A 16478-nucleotide genomic window follows, 5' to 3' on the forward strand; every position below is an offset into this window, starting at 1 on the left:
GCCGAATATCGGTGGGGGATCCTTTCTTTCGGTCTTCGTCAGATGAGCGGGATCATCGCGAACGGTTGACCTGTCGGCTGCGGCGATCCACCGGGCGGTTCTACCGTGAACGCCAACTTAGTATTGGAACCGATGCCGTCGAGAACAACCTGAGTGGTGGGTTTGACGTCGGTAGGAGACATGGTGCCGGCGGGTGTCATGGTGTCGTCCTCGACGAGCCACATCTGGTAAACCGTGTCCGGGCTCGGGGGAGTCACGTTGTTCATCGTCAACACCGCAGCGTCTTCGGACGGGGAATACACGGTGGTTGCGGTGCCGCCGCCGGGGACATCGAGAGTGGTGGAGTGCACGTCGGGCGCGGCCATGATCTCCGATGCCGTGTTCGGAGACGGTGTGTTGTCACTGACCTTAACTCCGATACCGATCCCGCCCACCACGACGACCACTGCTGCTGCCGCGGCGAGTGCCATGACCCACGGATTGCGGCGCTTACGGCGCTCTGCCAGTGATATCGGGGGGGCTTGCTCGGACGTTCGGGGCGTCACTGCGACGGCATCGAGAACTCGATTGCGAAGTGCAGGGGGCGGTTCGAGCGCGTCGACCGTGCTCAGTTCCGCCATGGTCTCGGCCGTGAGGCGCATCTGGTTCTCGAATTCGGCGCGGGTGGCCGCGTCGGTGCCGGCCAGGAGAACGTCGACGGCTCGGCGCTCGTCGGGATCGAGGGCGTCTATCGCATAGGTGTACGCCCAGGCGATCAGCTCTTCGTCCATTTCAGTTCACCCCCAGGCATCCGCGTAACCGGATGAGTCCGTCGCGAATTCGTGACTTTATCGTGGGTATCGCCACGCCGAGGTCTTCGGCCACCTCGCGGTACGTTCGCCCGCCGTAATAGGCGAGGGTTACCGATTCCCGTTGTGTCGGCGTCAGCGTGTCCAAGCATGCGGTGATGGCACGATGTTCGTCTCGGCGGGTGACTTCTTCACTGACGACGTCGAACTCCGGTGTCGTGTTTGTTGTGTCGTACAGGGCCTGGCGGTCTGAACTCGACTGCTCGGATCGAACCCGGTCCACTGCTCGCCGGTGCGCGAGGGTAAGTAGCCACGCGAGCGCCGACCCGCGAGCGGGGTCAAATTGCTCTGCAGCGCTCCATGCTTGGAGATACACCTCTTGAACGGCTTCCTCGGAGAAACCCGGATCGCGAAGAACACGGAGAACCATTCCGTACACGCGCGAGCTGGTCCGGTCGTAGAACTCGGCGAACGCCGATTGATCGCCGCGAGCTACCTGCTCGAGAATGAGCGCGAGCTCACGAGATTCCGTGACTCGTGCGGTGCGTGCGGCAGAATTTTCCGTCGGGCAGCTATCAGCCTCATCCGGTGCCTCGTCTGACTTCATCGAGTACAACCGTAGCCTGCTGTGCGCCTTTGTTAACCGCGGGCAGGTAATAAAGGCGCACAGCAGTGAGGATTACTTGGGCATCAAAACCGAGTCGATGAGGTAAACGGTGGCATTGGCAGTCTTGACTCCGCCGCAGACAACTGTTGCGTCATTGACCTTGATGTTGTCGCCCGAACCGGTAACGGTGACTGTTCCGCCCTCGGCAGTCGCGTGTGTTCCGTCGATCGCGTCGGGAGCGATCTGTCCGGGAACTACGTGGTAGGTGAGGATCTTCGTCAGCGTCGCGCTATCCGTCTTGAGGCTGTCGATGGTGGCCGGGTCGATCTTGGCGAACGCCGAGTCGATGGGAGCGAAGACGGTGAACTGGCCACCGTTGAGGGTGTCGACGAGGTTGACGTCAGGATTGAGCTGGCCGGATACTGCGGCAGTCAGCGTGGTCAGCAAGGGGTTGTTCGATGCTGCTGTCGCGACGGGGTCCTGAGCCATTCCGCTTACCGAGCCGGCGCCGGTGGGTACGGATGCCGCGTATTCGGCGCAACCCGCGCCGACCAGATCCGAGGCGGGTGCCATCGCGCTGCTCGGAGTCATCGCCATGTTCGAGCTGGTCATTGCGGCGCTGGACGTGGCGTTCGATGAATCTTCGTTGTCGGAGGAACAACCGACGATGCCGACGAGTGCAAATGATGCTGCTGCCGTGACTGCCAGAACTCGAGTCGAGGTAGATGCGTTCATGGGTCTGCCTTCCGTAAATGAAGTGCTGGTGTGCACGTCTGTACAAGGCATTCGGAGTCGGCGCCGCGATGGATGGGTGGAGTTCTCGAGCAAATGAGAAAGCCCCCGAGTTCATCGGGGGCGTTCTGGTCTCGGTGTGCAGATCGTGCTGTGTGAGCTGACCTTGCTGTGCCGCGGGGCGCGCCGCGTCTTCAGGAGGCGAGGCGTCCGTTCCGGCGGTGACGCGCGAGAAGTTCACGTTCGGTCTCCGACATCCCGCCCCAGATGCCGTACGGCTCGGAAACGGTCAACGCGTGACTACGGCACTGAATGAGAACCGGGCACTGACGGCACATCTCTTTGGCGCGGGTTTCTCGTTGAGTTCGGGCTCGACCGCGTTCGCCATCCGGGTGAAAGAACATCGAGGAGTCGACTCCGCGGCAAAGTCCGTGCATCTGCCAGTCCCAGATGTCTGCGTTCGGCCCGGGAAGATGATTCGGTGCAGGCATGTTGACTCCTTACTGCAAGCTCGTCTTGTTCGACGAGCGGATCAAGTCGCCCGAAGATTATCCGGGCCTTCTACATGTTCGCGCTCGCTAACCGTAAGGGTGCTGAGTAAATCGCGTCAATAGGCTCGCGAGTGGGAATCGGCATATTTTGCGAAGCAAGAGTTAACGAGAAAAATATTTACATTTCGGGCACTTCGTGCGTAAGTGAGAATCTGGACAATGTTTTACAGTGCGATGTGATGTGTAAAGTATTTATGAGGATGGCTTATAAAATAGCAGGTCAAGTGCTGCATTCTTGTGATGGTTCATCTCAAGATTCGATTTGGGGACCTACCGCTTGGGGCGACGGAACCACGTTCAGTGGGCATTATTCGGACTAACGTCCCAAATCGACAGTTGAGCAAGCGTCCGGTAAGTAATGTGTAGTTAACGTAACAGATATGCATCTGTTAAATATCGTTGCAACCAGAATTCTGAATTTAGTTGAATATTTGGTGAACGCCGTCGAAAATCGGCTGATTCTTCATCTCACCTTGTGGAACGCGCTTTTTGTGGTGCCTGCTCACTGCGTGCCTTGGGGTGCAGCGCCCGCAGCGGGCCCGATAGCGGCGACTGCGATGATCTGACGGTGTCGACAACTTTGCAGTCCGTGGCCTTTGGTGCGGAACCCCAACTCGTCCTGCTCCCAGTTCCCGTCTTAGTCGAGAGCTGGTGGTTGACCGCAGTAGCGCTCGGCGGACAAGGGCGCTACGCGCAGGCCCGGGCCGCGCTGGACGTGGTGGACCGGAGAACTGTCGGCCGAGTCACGGACCACGAACGGACGTATGCGTCATTGGCGGCGAGTACACGGGCATCGTTTCGGCGGCAAACGGGCTGGCACGCACAGGCTGCGCTTGACGACGGTCGGGCGCTCGCGATAGTCACGGGACTCGACTCATCGCCATCGGTGGACGCCGCTGTCTGTGACGCGCTCACCGGCCTCGCTGCCGACGCACTCGGCATCGGACGACTTTCGCTGGGTTGGCGCCTTCTCGCGGAATGCGGGGAGCGTATCGGGAGCGGATCTCCGGAAGGCCTGTGGCGCCAGTCGATCAGGCTCGAATGGGTCTCGGCGGAGCTTGCGCTGGCGTCCGGGGACTTCACCCGCGCACTTCGACACGCTGATACTGCCGTCGAACTGTCCGGCGATTGCGGCTCTGCCAGGCACAAGGTGAAATCGGACCTCTTGTGTTGTGCCGCGATGACGGGTTTCGACGCGAGTGAGGCGGCGCAGCGTGCCGGTGCGGTGTTCGATCAGTGCATGGCGTTCGGGTTGTTGCCCTTGGCCTGGGCTTCCTCGATGCTGATCGAGGGCGTGAGCGGCGTCGCGACGACGCCGAATTCTAGTGTCCTTGATGCTGCGATCGCCGTCCGTGGAGGAGTTTTTCGTATCCCGGCGTAGTGCGGTGTGCCACGAAGTAGCGGGCGAGTCTCGAACAGAGAAACGATGCCGCAGCGGGCCGGGGATGCGCGGACCAGTCGGTCTGGATGGTTACTCTTAGAGGGTTCCGCTGAGAGTGGAAGCACACCCACTCGGGAAGTGCCACTGTAACGCCAGGATTTTCGCTGACGATGACTAATACGAGCGATGAGTTGGACTCCGCGGTCGCCGCTGCAGCGCAGGGCGACCGTACAGCTCTAGCTTTGGTTTTGGAAAACATTCGACCGATGGTGGTTCGTTACTGCCGTGGTCGGGTGGGTGCGGCGGAGAGAGGCCACCTGTCTGCTGATGACGTCGCGCAGGAGGTGTGTCTGGCTGTGATGACGGCATTGCCGCGTTATCAGGATCAGGGACGACCTTTCATGGCTTTTGTGTACGGCATCGCTGCACACAAGGTTGCTGACGCGCATCGAAGCTCCGCCCGTAACAAGTCGGAGCCCGTAGCCGAAGTACCGGATGTAATCGCACTTGACGACGGACCCGAGCAACGAGCGCTCGATTCGGAATCCAGTAGACAAATGCAAGAACTGCTCGGCACTTTGCCGGAGAAGCATCGAGAAATCTTGATTCTCCGGTTGGTCGTCGGGCTGTCGGCCGAAGAAACGGCCGCCGCCGTCGGGAGTACCGCCGGAGCTGTACGAGTCGCCCAGCATCGGGCGATTGCGAAACTGAAAAAAGTAGTAACGAAAGCGGGTGAGAGCTATGGCTAGAGACGAGAAACGTGATCCTTCCGATCTCGACGACCTCGCAGCCGGTCTCACCGATGACGGGGCACCGGTAGATCTTGCTGCGGTTCGGCGTGACGACGCGCTGATCGAAGCGATTTCGAGTGGTGGGCCGGTAACGACCGATAGCACTGAGCAATACGAGTTGGCATTGATTCTGTCGAAGTGGCGAGACGACGTCGTGTCGACTCCGATGCCGGAAGGCCCACTTCTCGAAGACGTGATCGCGGCTATCGAATCGGCTCCTCCGAGTATCGCCGACAGAGAACGTTCACGTTCACGGCTGCGCCTGGTGCGTCCGATAGCGGCTGCGGCAGCTGTGGCGGCAGTGGTGTTCGGTGGCGGTTCGATGCTTGCTTACGACGCGCAGCCCGGCGACGCACTGTGGGGTGTGAAGCAGGTTGTCTTTGCGGACGAAGCAAATTCGACCGTGGCAAAGATTGATACGACGTCCGAACTCGAGAAGGCTGAGCGGTTGTTGGCCGCCGGTGACATTCCCGAAGCGAAGAAGGTCCTCGACAGCGCTGCGCAGCGCGCCGGTGATGTGAAGGATTCGCAGGAGAAGACGGACCTCGTCGAACGATGGGGCAAGTTGATGACCCAGGCGCAGGAAACCGGGACACCGAGTGTGCCGCCGTCGACCACCACAGACGGCGGATCGATTGTGCCGCCGCCGTTGGTAACGTCCATTCCCGTGGTGCCGATCCAGCCTACGATCGTGCAGTCGCCAGGCACTGGTTCGGTGACGACAACTCCCAAGCCGGAGGTTCCGCAGTCTTCGTCGATCAACCCGAGCCCGTCGACGAGTGCTCCGACAACGACGAGCACAACGTCTCCGACAACGACAACTCCGTCGTCGTCGACGACAACCACGTCATCGAATGTGAACACGCCGTCCTGATAGCAGTGAAACCTGTTCAGTAGCAATAGATTCAGCACGCATAAAAGAGTGGGCCGACAAGCATCAGCTTGTCGGCCCACTCTTTTGCGTACTAGGGGTCAGGAGTCGAATCCGTCGCCGTGCATCGCTTCGTTCATGGATGCGTCGGCGTACCCACGGCAGTAATCCCACGTGACATATGCCTCAGGCATGGGGTCGTAGGCGGGTTCGTGGGGGCGAACGGTTCCGTCGACGAGGAGTTGGAGCAGGTTTGCCCGCAACATATCCCAATCGTGGTAGTGGTCTTGTTGGCAGTCTTCGCAGCACACCACGAGTCCGCGGATGCCACGATGAGCGAGGAGGGCCTCGTAAACTGCGAGGTCAGCGAGGTCTTCCTCGACGGCCTGCCGTTCTTGAGGGTCGAGTGGTTGACCCGGCTCGATGGCATCGAGAGCCGCGGACGGGTCAGCGGGGTCGCCGGCAAAAGGATCTGGCGGCAGACCGGGGGGCAGTTGATCACGCACAGCACCACGGTACGCAGGTCAGGGGGGTTGGCGCCACTTGTTACGCGTACCCGCAGCGTGGGTGGGATGGTTCGGACCAATGCGGGAGCCGATACCATGGTGTGCAACGCCGGGAAAAGGTGCCAGGAATATCTTTCTGTGCAGGTGCCTTCTATCCGATATCCAGCTTTCGTAATCCGCTTCAAGGTAGCTGCCACAGCGGCTGCCGACCAGGCGAATCTAGGTCCATGGAGGGTCCTGACCGCATGACTAGTTCTGCAGGGCATGTACACACCGGAGGAGACGACCCCAACAAGGTCGCAATGCTCGGGCTGACCTATGACGACGTACTGCTGTTGCCTGCAGCGTCCGATGTCATTCCGAGCCAGGTCGACACGTCGAGTCAGCTGACCCGCGAGATCCGTCTGCGTATCCCGTTGGTCAGCTCCGCGATGGATACGGTCACCGAGGCGCGGATGGCAATTGCCATGGCGCGCGCCGGCGGTATGGGTGTTCTGCACCGCAACTCGTCGGTAGAGGTCCAGGCCGGGCAGGTCGAGACCGTCAAGCGCTCGGAAGCCGGCATGGTCACCGATCCCGTCACGTGTAAGCCGACCGACACGATGGGCGAGGTCGACGCGAAGTGCGCTCGCTTCCGCATCTCGGGTCTCCCGGTCACGGACGACGCCGGCCAGTTGGTGGGCATCGTCACGAACCGCGACATGCGCTTCGAGGTCGACCAGAACCGTCCGGTCGTCGAGATCATGACCAAGATGCCGCTGATCACCGCTCAGGAAGGCGTCACTGCAGATGTTGCACTGGGTCTTCTTCGTCGTCACAAGATCGAGAAGCTTCCGATCATCGACGGCAACGGCAAGCTCACCGGACTGATCACGGTCAAGGACTTCGTCAAGACCGAGCAGCATCCGTTTGCCACCAAGGATCGTGACGGTCGTCTGCTCGTCGGTGCCGCGGTCGGTGCCGGCGACGATGCCTTCCAGCGTGCGATGGCACTGACCGACGCTGGTGTGGATGTACTGGTGGTGGACAGCGCGCACGGGCATTCGTCCAACGTTCTCGACATGATCGTCAAGCTCAAGCGTGAATTGGGCGAGCGGGTTCAGATCATCGGTGGCAACGTCGCTACGCGCGCGGGTGCATTGGCACTTGTCAACGCGGGCGTCGATGCCGTCAAGGTCGGCGTCGGTCCCGGTTCCATCTGCACCACCCGTGTCATTGCCGGTGTCGGTGCTCCCCAGGTCACGGCCATCCTCGAAGCGGCCGCGGCATGCAAGCCTCTCGGCATTCCCGTAATCGCCGATGGCGGACTGCAGTTCTCCGGTGACATCGCCAAGGCGCTTGCTGCCGGTGCGTCGACGGCCATGCTCGGCTCGCTCCTGGCCGGTACTGCCGAGTCGCCGGGTGAGCTGATCCTGGTCGGCGGCAAGCAGTTCAAGAGCTACCGCGGCATGGGTTCGCTCGGTGCGATGCAGTCGCGCGGCGAGGCCAAGTCGTACTCCAAGGACCGTTACTTCCAGGACGACGTGCTCTCCGAGGACAAGTTGGTTCCGGAGGGCATCGAAGGACGGGTTCCGTTCCGCGGCCCGCTGTCACAGGTGACGCATCAGCTCACCGGTGGTCTGCGTGCTGCCATGGGTTACACGGGCAGCGCCACGATCGAGCATCTGCAGGGCGCTCAGTTCGTCCAGATCACGGCGGCCGGGTTGAAGGAAAGTCACCCGCACGACATCACCATGACTGTCGAAGCTCCCAACTATGCGGCCCGGTAATTCGGCCGCTCGTTAGTTCAGTTCGCTAGTTCATCTGTCACGAGAAAGGGGCGCGCGTGCGCGACCTCGTTGAAATCGGAATGGGCCGTACGGCCCGACGTACCTACGAACTGGACGATGTGAACATCGTTCCCTCCCGGCGAACCCGTTCGTCCAAGGAGGTGTCGACCGCTTGGCAGATCGACGCGTACAGGTTCGACATTCCAGTCCTCGCTCATCCGACCGACGCCTTGGTCTCGCCGACCTTCGCAATCGAATTGGGTAAGCGCGGCGGACTCGGCGTCATCAACGGTGAAGGTCTGTGGGGTCGTCACGCGGATGTCGAGGCCAAGCTGGCTCGCCTGGTCGAGATCGCGGAAGCAGACGGTGGCGTCGACGCGGCCATCCGTTACCTGCAGGAGTTGCATGCTGCTCCGCTGCAGGCGGAGTTGTTGGCTGCTGCGGTTGCTCAGGTCAATGCTTCCGGTGTGACGACGGCGGTTCGAGTGAGCCCGCAGAACGCACGTGCACTGACGCCGGCATTGGTGAAGGCGGGAATCGACCTGTTGGTCGTTCACGGCACGATCATTTCGGCCGAGCACGTTGATCACAACGAGCAGGAACCGCTCAACCTCAAGACCTTCATCTCGGAACTCGACGTTCCGGTGATCGCCGGTGGCGTGAGTGATCACCGCACGGCGCTTCACCTGATGCGTACCGGTGCAGCCGGCGTCATCGTCGGTTACGGCTCCACCGAGGGCGCAACCACGACGGGTGAGGTTCTGGGTATCGGAGTGCCGATGGCGACAGCTATTGCCGACGCTGCTGCTGCTCGTCGCGACTACATGGACGAGACGGGTGGACGGTACGTCCACGTCATCGCGGACGGCGACATCGTGACGTCGGGTCACCTCGCGAAGGCCATCGCGTGCGGTGCGGACGCTGCTGTCCTCGGTGCGCCGCTGGCTGTGTCTGCGGAAGCTCCCGGCGGCGGTTGGTACTGGCCGTCGGCTGCGGCGCATCCGTCGATGCCTCGTGGTGCGCTCCTGCCGGTGTCGTACGGCGATCGTCCGAGCCTGGATCAGGTTCTCAGCGGTCCTTCTGATGATCCGTACGGTTCACTGAACTTCGTCGGCGGCCTGCGTCGGTCGATGGCGAAGTCCGGATATTCGGATCTCAAGGAGTTCCAGCGCGTCGGACTCACTGTTCGCGGGTAATTTGTACGTTTCTGTGGCCTCGGTTCCTCTGGACCGGGGCCACAGTTCGTTGTGCAGGACTTTCATCCGTTTCTGCTACCTGCGGTTACGCTTAGAGGCACCCTTGTGGTGGCAGTCACAGCAAGTGGGTGCATACTGGCCAGTAACTACGGTTCACGGTGGAGGTTCCTGATGGGCAAACAACGGGCGACGGATTACGACGTACTGATCGTCGGGTCCGGGTTCGGCGGAAGCGTCAGCGCGCTTCGTCTCGTGGAAAAAGGCTACAAAGTCGGTGTCATCGAAGCTGGTCGACGGTTCGCCGATGCCGATTTCGCGAAGAACAGCTGGGATCTGAAGAAGTTCCTCTGGGCGCCCAAACTGGGATGCTTCGGTATTCAGCGAGTTCACCTGCTGCGCGACTGCCTGATTCTGGCGGGTGCCGGCGTCGGCGGCGGTTCGTTGAACTACGCGAACACGCTGTACCAGCCGCCGGAACCGTTTTTTCAGGACAAGCAGTGGGCGCACATCACCGATTGGCGCGATGAGCTCACGCCGTTCTACGAGCAGGCGCAGAAGATGCTCGGCGTCGTCCGGAACCCGCACATGACGCCGGCTGACGAGATCATGAAATCGGTCGCAGACGACATGGGCGTCGGCGACACGTTCATTCAGACTCCCGTCGGAGTCTATTTCGGAGAACCAGGCAAGAAGGCTGCCGATCCGTACTTCGGTGGTGTCGGACCGGAACGCACCGGCTGCATCGAATGCGGTGAGTGCATGACCGGCTGCCGTCACGGTGCCAAGAACACTCTCCTCAAGAACTACCTCGGCCTCGCCGAGACTGCTGGTGCCGACATCATCCCGATGACCACGGTGTCCGGACTCCGTGAGTCGCGCGACGGTACATGGGACGTGTTCACCGAGCGGACGGGCGCTTTCAAGCGCAAGAACCGTCGTACTTACACCGCCGCCAACGTGATTCTGGCCGCCGGTACGTGGGGAACACAGCACCTGTTGTTCGACATGAAGGACACGGGCGCGCTGCCCAAGCTGTCCGACAAGCTCGGTGAGCTGACGCGTACGAACTCCGAGTCCATCGTCGGCGCCGGCAAGTACAAGGTAGACCCCGCGCTCGACCTCACTCGCGGTGTGGCGATCACGTCGTCGTTCCATCCCAGCAAGGACACGCATATCGAGCCGGTTCGCTACGGCAAGGGTTCCAATGCGATGGGCCTGCTGCAGACGTTGATGACCGACGGCGGCGGAACCAAGCCGCGGTGGGTGACGTTCTTGGGCACTGTCGCGAGGAATCCGTTCCAGATGCTGCGCATGCTCACCGTCAAGGACTGGAGCGAGCGGACCATCATCGCGCTGGTCATGCAGAATCTCGACAACTCCATCACGACATACACGAAGAAGGGGCTCTTCGGGCGTCGTAAGGTCACCAGCAAGCAGGGCCACGGCGAGCCGAATCCCACGTGGATTCCCGAGGGCAACGACGCCACTCGCCGCGTGGCGGAAAAGATCGACGGCGTTGCCGGTGGCACGTGGGGAGAGATCTTCAACGTTCCGCTCACCGCGCACTTCCTCGGTGGCTGCGCTATCGCGTCCGATCCGGAACACGGTGTGATCGATCCGTATCAGCGCGTCTACGGATACCCGACGCTCAGCGTCGTCGACGGTGCTGCGGTGTCTGCCAATCTCGGTGTGAACCCGTCGTTGACCATTGCGGCGCAGGCTGAGCGCGCGGCGTCGTTGTGGCCGAACAAGGGGGAGCAGGACCTCCGTCCGGCCCAGGGTGGTGACTACGAGCGGTTGTCGCCGATTGCACCCAACTCGCCCGTCGTTCCCGCGTCGGCTCCGGCGGCTCTGGTTCTTCCGATCGTGAAGATCACGGGTGGAAAGAAGCCGGTATCGCCTGAAGTGGCGTGATCTTCGTCGCCCCCGGACCCTCGTATGCTGCGTAGAGTCCGGGGGAGCGCAGGTTCACTAGCTGGGCATATTAGACTGCATGTGTGGCGGATATCGAGCAGCAGAGACCAGTTCTTGTCGTCGACTTCGGTGCGCAGTACGCGCAGTTGATCGCACGGCGGGTTCGTGAGGCCAAGGTCTACTCGGAGGTGATTCCACATACAATGACCGTCGATGAAATCGTGGCCAAGAACCCCTTGGCTGTTGTGCTCTCCGGCGGCCCTTCCAGCGTGTATGCCGACGGCGCCCCGAAGCTTGATCCGGCGCTCTTCGATCACGACATCCCGGTGTTCGGAATCTGCTACGGGTTCCAGGCCATGGCCGGTGCCCTCGGTGGCACCGTCGCCGAGACTGGAACCCGTGAGTACGGCCGCACCGACATCTCGGTGTCCGGTGGACTACTGCACGACGGACTTCCCGCGACGCAGCCTGTGTGGATGAGCCACGGTGACGCTGTCACCGAAGCGCCGGCAGGTTTCGAGGTCACCGCAACCAGTGACGGCGCTCCCGTCGCTGCTTTCGAGGACCGCGCTCGCAAGTTGGCCGGCGTCCAGTACCACCCCGAGGTTCTGCATTCCCCGCACGGCCAGCAGGTTCTGAGCCGCTTCCTGCACGAGATCGCCGGTATCCCGGCAGCGTGGACGGCGTCCAACATCGCCGAGTCGCTCATCGAGCAGGTTCGCGAGCAGGTCGGCGACGGCCATGCCATCTGTGGTCTGTCCGGTGGCGTCGACTCCGCTGTTGCTGCTGCGTTGGTTCAGCGTGCGATCGGCGACCGGTTGACGTGTGTGTTCGTCGATCACGGTTTGATGCGTGCCGGTGAGCGTACGCAGGTCGAGAACGACTTCGTTGCTGCTACGGGTGCTCGTCTCATCACGGTTGATGCAGCCGACACCTTCATCGGTGAACTGGCCGGCGTCACCGACCCCGAGACCAAGCGCAAGATCATCGGCCGCGAGTTCATTCGCAGCTTCGAAGGCGCAGTCAGTGATGTTCTGGGCGAGAACGCTTCTCAGGGTGCGACTGTCGACTTCCTCGTTCAGGGCACGCTGTACCCGGACGTCGTGGAATCCGGTGGCGGCACCGGAACCGCAAACATCAAGAGCCACCACAACGTTGGCGGACTGCCGGAAGATCTGCAGTTCAAGTTGGTCGAACCGCTGCGCTTGCTGTTCAAGGACGAGGTCCGCGCAGTCGGCCGCGAACTTGGCTTGCCGGAAGAGATCGTCGGACGCCAGCCGTTCCCCGGACCGGGTCTCGGTATCCGCATCATCGGTGAGGTCACCCAGGAGCGTCTCGAAATTCTCCGTCACGCAGATTCCATTGCGCGCGAAGAACTTACGTCCGCCGGTCTCGACGGTGTGATCTGGCAGTGCCCCGTTGTCCTCCTCGCCGACGTGCGCAGCGTGGGTGTCCAGGGCGACGGCCGCACCTACGGTCACCCGATCGTGCTGCGCCCCGTCTCGAGTGAAGACGCGATGACCGCAGACTGGACACGTTTGCCCTACGAAACCCTCGAGCGTATTTCCACGCGCATCACCAACGAGGTTCCGGACGTCAACCGCGTTGTTCTCGACGTGACGAGCAAGCCGCCGGGAACCATCGAGTGGGAGTGATCCCCAACTGAACGAAAACTGCTGTGCGCCTTTATTAACCTTCCGCGGTTAACAAAGGCGCACAGCAGTTCTTTATTTCTTGCGATTCGGCAGGATTACCAGCAGTAGCCCCGCGACGACGGCGGCGCCGACGAAGATCCACCGGAATTGAACGTCGGCCGCCGGTGCGAGAGAGAACGGCCCGATCAGAGCCCACACGCTGACCAGCATCGCCAGAACTCCGGCGATCAGCAGAAGTACGGATGGGCGCTTGGTCTTTCGGATTTCTTCAGAGTTCGTGGTGTCGTCGTAGTCGCTCATGATTGTGCTACCTCCAGGCTGCCGAATGTTGCCTTGGCGTTGACAGTGACGACCGGAGAATCAGCGTTCGCCTGCGTTCCCGAGTGAACCCCGCCGTCGAGGCAACGGGATCCGTCACCCATCACAACTGTGCAGTCGTTCTGCACCTTGACGGTCTCCGGCAGCAGAACCTTGAATTCGCCGAAGGCTGCCGAGACGTCGACGGTTTTGTCCTCGGTGAACGTGACGCCGCGCATGTCCAGTGTGAAGCTACCGAATCCGCCGGAGTAGGACGGTTGGATCTCGGAAATGCTTGTCGGTGTCCACAGTTGTTCGCCGTAGACATCGAACTCGACCGGGTAGATCAGCGATGTGACAATCACACCGCCGGCCAGTGGCGCCGTCACGATCAGCAGTCCATACCCCTTGCGGAAGAATGCGCCCAGAATCAAACCGGCGGCGACGACGGCGAGTCCGACGGCACCGACGCGGCCCGGCGTGAACCAGTCGTTGCCGGTTGCCGCCCCGGCCGCGCCGGTGACGGATGTGGCGATGATCGCGAGTCCGAGGACGGTCAGTGTCCAGCGGGAGCGTCGGCGCTTCGGTGGAAGGGGCAGCAGGGGAGTGTTCTTGACTGCCGGATCGGGAAGATCCCAGGCGAACGGTGCAACTCCCAGGGGATCCCAGGACGGCGGCGTGACGGTTCGCTCCTGCTCGTCGACGGAACCGCTCGGGCTCTTGGAAAGATCGACAGCCGGCTCGGGGGCGATGTAGCTGTCCGGGAGTTTGGTGTACGGCGTGTAGACCGGCGGTTGGTCCGGGGTGAATTGTCCCGGGGCAAAGTATCCGGGAGTGAACGGGCCGGGCGTGAATCCTGTTCCGGGATAGACCGTTCCGGTGCCAACGTACTGAGGGGTGCTCGGGGGCAACGCCGGTGGAACGGGCTGTCGTTGATAGAGAAGCCACAATCCGCCGAGCATCAGCATCAACCCGATCAGTCCAGCGCCGCCCTTTCCGGCCCCGATGGGCCCGATCGTGGTTGCGGCGATGGCAAGTGCCACCAACAGGACGATCGTCTTGGTGCTGGCTTCGCTCCGTCGCCGACGATGGAACATCGACTCGGCCGAGGAAGGCCCGGTATCGGCGCGGGCGAGAACCAGCCATCCCGCGAGATACAGGAGGATGCCCGAACCCCCGAAGATGGTCGAGACGACAAAGGCGACGCGCACGAGGATCGGGTCGACGCCGTAGCGGTATCCGATTCCGGCGCACACGCCGGCAACGTGGCCCTGGGCGGGTAGACGCACGGGGCGGGTCCGCCACAGATCTTGGATCTGTTCCTGGAAAGTCGGAGTACTCATGAATCCATCGTCGTGGGTCGGGTGGTGGTGGCGCATCAGGGCTGGACCCTGATCTTTGCCGTAGTCGAGCTACGACCTCAGGGGTGGACCCTGATGTGTGCGCCGGAGGTTCGTGCCAGTATCGACTATGTGCAATCTGTGTCTGATCCCGCGCTCGTGAGTGCGCCGCTGCCGCTGCCGCTGCGAAAGCTGGAGCGGCGCTCCGGTGGCCGCATCGTCGGCGGTGTGGCCGGCGGTATCGCGGATCATCTCGGCGTCGACGTCCTGAAGGTTCGTGTTGCGTTCGCGATTCTGGCAGCGATGGCCGGGGCCGGAATCGTGGTGTACGGGATTCTCTGGACGTTCGTTTCGGTGGGTACCGATACCGAGAAGGCGAGTGCTGCCGAGCGTCAGCGTGCTTACGGTTTGATCGCTCTCGGCCTAGGCGGCGCGGCGGCACTGTCCTGGCTGTTCAGCGGGACTGCCGGATCGGTGCTGGCGCCCTTCTTCGTCGTCGCTATCGGTGCGGCCCTGGTGTGGCGGGAGTTCGATTCCGAAGGTCCACGTACCGTCATCGGACTGCCGCAACGCCCCACTGTCCTGACGTGGACGCGGGTGGTCGGCGGTGCGACGCTGATCGTTCTGGGCCTGGCGGTAGTGGTGTTGGCTCAGGTCGACATCGATGCCTTGCGGTCGTCCTTCTTGGCGGTGATCGTGACGTTGATCGGTGCCGGACTGTTGACGGTTCCGTTGTGGCTGCGGATGTGGCGAGCTCTGGGCGCCGAGCGTGCTGCGCGAATCCGCAACGACGAGCGTGAGGAGATCGCGTCGCACCTGCATGATTCGGTGTTGCAGACCTTGGCGCTGATTCAGAAGCAGTCCGAGAATCCTGCGGAAGTCGCGCGGCTCGCCCGCGGGCAGGAACGTGAGCTTCGGAAATGGCTGTTCAGTGGCGGCGAGATCGACCACACCAGCCTGACCGAGGGACTCAAGATCATCGCGGGTGAAGTGGAGGATCAGCACGGAGTGACGGTTCGGCCGGTCACTGTCGGAGATGTTCAACTCGGCGGTGAGAACGGCCTGCCGAAGGAAGCATTTACCGCCCTTCTCGGTGCGACCCGCGAGGCTCTGGTCAACTCTGCCAAGCATTCCGGAGAGAAGGAGATCAACTTGTTCGCCGAAGTCGAGGGCGATCAGGTCAGTATTTTTGTACGCGACCGCGGGGTGGGTTTCGACGTCGATGCGGTGCCCGAGGATCGTCAGGGATTGGCCAAGTCGATCCGGGGCCGCATCGAGCGTCGTGGAGGCCGTGTCGTGGTTCGGTCGAGTCCGGGCAAGGGGACCGAGATTCGGGTTCACATGCCGCTGGACGGCAAGGCTGACCTACAGTGGGACGAGTCCGTAGACCATGCCCCGAACCCTGAGGAACAGTTCTAGTGACCTTGCCGCCAGTGCCCCCGTATCGCGTTTTTCTCGTCGACGATCACGGGGTGTTTCGCTCCGGGGTTCGCGCCGAATTGTCTCGCGAGAACGACATGGAGATAGTCGGTGAAGCCGGTGGTGTGGCCGAGGCGATCGCCGGCATCAACAAGACCAAACCGCACGTCGTATTGCTCGACGTGCACATGCCCGACGGCGGTGGAGTGGCCGTGCTTCGCGGGATCGATTCGGGCCCGGTGTGCTTGGCGCTCAGCGTGTCCGACGCGGCCGAGGATGTCATCGCAGTGATTCGCGGCGGCGCACGGGGCTATGTGACCAAAACGATTTCGGGGTCGGAATTGGCCGACGGTGTGCGTCGGGTCGCCGGCGGCGACGCCGTCTTCGGACCTCGGTTGGCGGGGTTCGTGCTCGATTCCTTCACGGGCAAGTCTGCAGCTCCGGAACCGCAGCTCGATCCGGAACTCGACTCGCTGACGCCGCGTGAACTCGAAGTCCTGCGGTTGCTCGCCCGGGGTTACACCTACCGCGAAATCGCGGAGGAACTGGTGATCTCCGTGAAGACGGTCGAGACCCATGCGTCGAATGTTCTGCGAAAGACTCAGCAGTCCAATCGCAATGCGCTGACGCGCTGGGCTCATCGCCGTCAGATCGACTGAGG

Annotated in this window: 16 protein-coding genes; 9 read left to right on the forward strand and 7 right to left on the reverse strand. The window is 62.0% G+C overall.

What is annotated here, in order from left to right; all coding sequences use genetic code 11:
* Positions 1-38 precede the first annotated feature (38 nt).
* From MTX36_RS16960 to MTX36_RS16975, 4 genes are all read right to left on the reverse strand, one after another.
* The gene (locus MTX36_RS16960) at positions 39-770 is read right to left on the reverse strand and encodes an anti-sigma factor (protein WP_243620882.1); all 732 of its coding nucleotides are present in this window, start codon (positions 768-770) and stop codon (positions 39-41) included.
* A gap of 1 nt (position 771) precedes the next feature.
* Positions 772-1395 carry a sigma-70 family RNA polymerase sigma factor gene (locus tag MTX36_RS16965; RefSeq protein WP_243620883.1) on the reverse strand — a complete coding sequence of 208 codons (624 nt, stop codon included), beginning with the start codon at positions 1393-1395 and terminating at the stop codon, positions 772-774.
* A gap of 72 nt (positions 1396-1467) precedes the next feature.
* Positions 1468-2130 (reverse strand): fasciclin domain-containing protein, encoded by a 663-nt coding sequence (locus MTX36_RS16970; protein ID WP_243620884.1) that lies wholly within the window; start codon positions 2128-2130, stop codon positions 1468-1470.
* Between the two features lie 191 nt (positions 2131-2321).
* Positions 2322-2618: a WhiB family transcriptional regulator gene (locus tag MTX36_RS16975; RefSeq protein WP_094271958.1), complete on the reverse strand. Its 297-nt coding sequence runs from the start codon at positions 2616-2618 to the stop codon at positions 2322-2324.
* A gap of 628 nt (positions 2619-3246) precedes the next feature.
* Between MTX36_RS16975 and MTX36_RS16980 the strand changes: the two genes are divergently transcribed.
* The 3 genes from MTX36_RS16980 (at position 3247) to MTX36_RS16990 (ending at position 5724) form a co-directional block, all read left to right on the forward strand.
* Complete coding sequence (locus MTX36_RS16980) at positions 3247-4059, forward strand: hypothetical protein (protein ID WP_243620885.1); 813 nt, start codon at positions 3247-3249, stop codon at positions 4057-4059.
* A gap of 170 nt (positions 4060-4229) precedes the next feature.
* Entirely contained in the window at positions 4230-4808 is a 579-nt protein-coding gene (locus MTX36_RS16985; RefSeq protein WP_094271959.1) for a sigma-70 family RNA polymerase sigma factor, read from the forward strand.
* Complete coding sequence (locus MTX36_RS16990; protein WP_243620886.1) at positions 4801-5724, forward strand: anti-sigma-D factor RsdA; 924 nt, start codon at positions 4801-4803, stop codon at positions 5722-5724. The genes MTX36_RS16985 and MTX36_RS16990 overlap by 8 nt, the downstream gene beginning before the upstream one ends.
* A 98-nt stretch (positions 5725-5822) precedes the next feature.
* Here the strand turns inward: MTX36_RS16990 and MTX36_RS16995 are convergent, their stop codons facing one another.
* Positions 5823-6227, reverse strand: a complete 405-nt coding sequence (locus MTX36_RS16995; protein WP_243620887.1) for a DUF5319 domain-containing protein — start codon at positions 6225-6227, stop codon at positions 5823-5825.
* A 245-nt stretch (positions 6228-6472) separates the two neighbouring features.
* Here MTX36_RS16995 and guaB point away from each other — a divergent pair, with 245 nt between their 5' ends.
* From guaB to guaA, 4 genes are all read left to right on the forward strand, one after another.
* Positions 6473-7996, forward strand: coding sequence for an IMP dehydrogenase (guaB, locus tag MTX36_RS17000; protein WP_243620888.1), 1524 nt, complete (start codon positions 6473-6475; stop codon positions 7994-7996).
* Between the two features lie 56 nt (positions 7997-8052).
* Entirely contained in the window at positions 8053-9192 is a 1140-nt protein-coding gene (locus tag MTX36_RS17005; RefSeq protein ID WP_243620889.1) for a GuaB3 family IMP dehydrogenase-related protein, read from the forward strand.
* A 171-nt stretch (positions 9193-9363) separates the two neighbouring features.
* The gene (locus tag MTX36_RS17010; RefSeq protein WP_243620890.1) at positions 9364-11106 is read left to right on the forward strand and encodes a GMC oxidoreductase; all 1743 of its coding nucleotides are present in this window, start codon (positions 9364-9366) and stop codon (positions 11104-11106) included.
* A gap of 83 nt (positions 11107-11189) precedes the next feature.
* Positions 11190-12761, forward strand: coding sequence for a glutamine-hydrolyzing GMP synthase (gene guaA, locus MTX36_RS17015; RefSeq protein WP_243620891.1), 1572 nt, complete (start codon positions 11190-11192; stop codon positions 12759-12761).
* 72 nt (positions 12762-12833) lie between these two features.
* Here the strand turns inward: guaA and MTX36_RS17020 are convergent, their stop codons facing one another.
* A complete protein-coding gene (locus MTX36_RS17020; protein WP_243620892.1) occupies positions 12834-13061 on the reverse strand; it encodes a hypothetical protein in 228 nt (75 codons plus the stop codon).
* Positions 13058-14401, reverse strand: a complete 1344-nt coding sequence (locus MTX36_RS17025; protein ID WP_243620893.1) for a PspC domain-containing protein — start codon at positions 14399-14401, stop codon at positions 13058-13060. The genes MTX36_RS17020 and MTX36_RS17025 overlap by 4 nt, the downstream gene beginning before the upstream one ends.
* Before the next feature lie 93 nt (positions 14402-14494).
* Between MTX36_RS17025 and MTX36_RS17030 the strand changes: the two genes are divergently transcribed.
* Both MTX36_RS17030 and MTX36_RS17035 read left to right on the forward strand, forming a co-directional pair.
* On the forward strand, positions 14495-15817 hold the full coding sequence (locus MTX36_RS17030; protein ID WP_243620910.1) for an ATP-binding protein: 1323 nt from the start codon (positions 14495-14497) through the stop codon (positions 15815-15817).
* Positions 15817-16476: a response regulator transcription factor gene (locus MTX36_RS17035; RefSeq protein ID WP_243620894.1), complete on the forward strand. Its 660-nt coding sequence runs from the start codon at positions 15817-15819 to the stop codon at positions 16474-16476. The genes MTX36_RS17030 and MTX36_RS17035 overlap by 1 nt, the downstream gene beginning before the upstream one ends.
* The last annotated feature ends 2 nt before the right edge of the window (positions 16477-16478 follow it).

Origin of the sequence: Rhodococcus sp. ARC_M6 (genome assembly GCF_022810305.1) — a bacterium.
In the GTDB taxonomy this organism is placed as follows: Bacteria; Actinomycetota; Actinomycetes; order Mycobacteriales; family Mycobacteriaceae; genus Rhodococcus_F.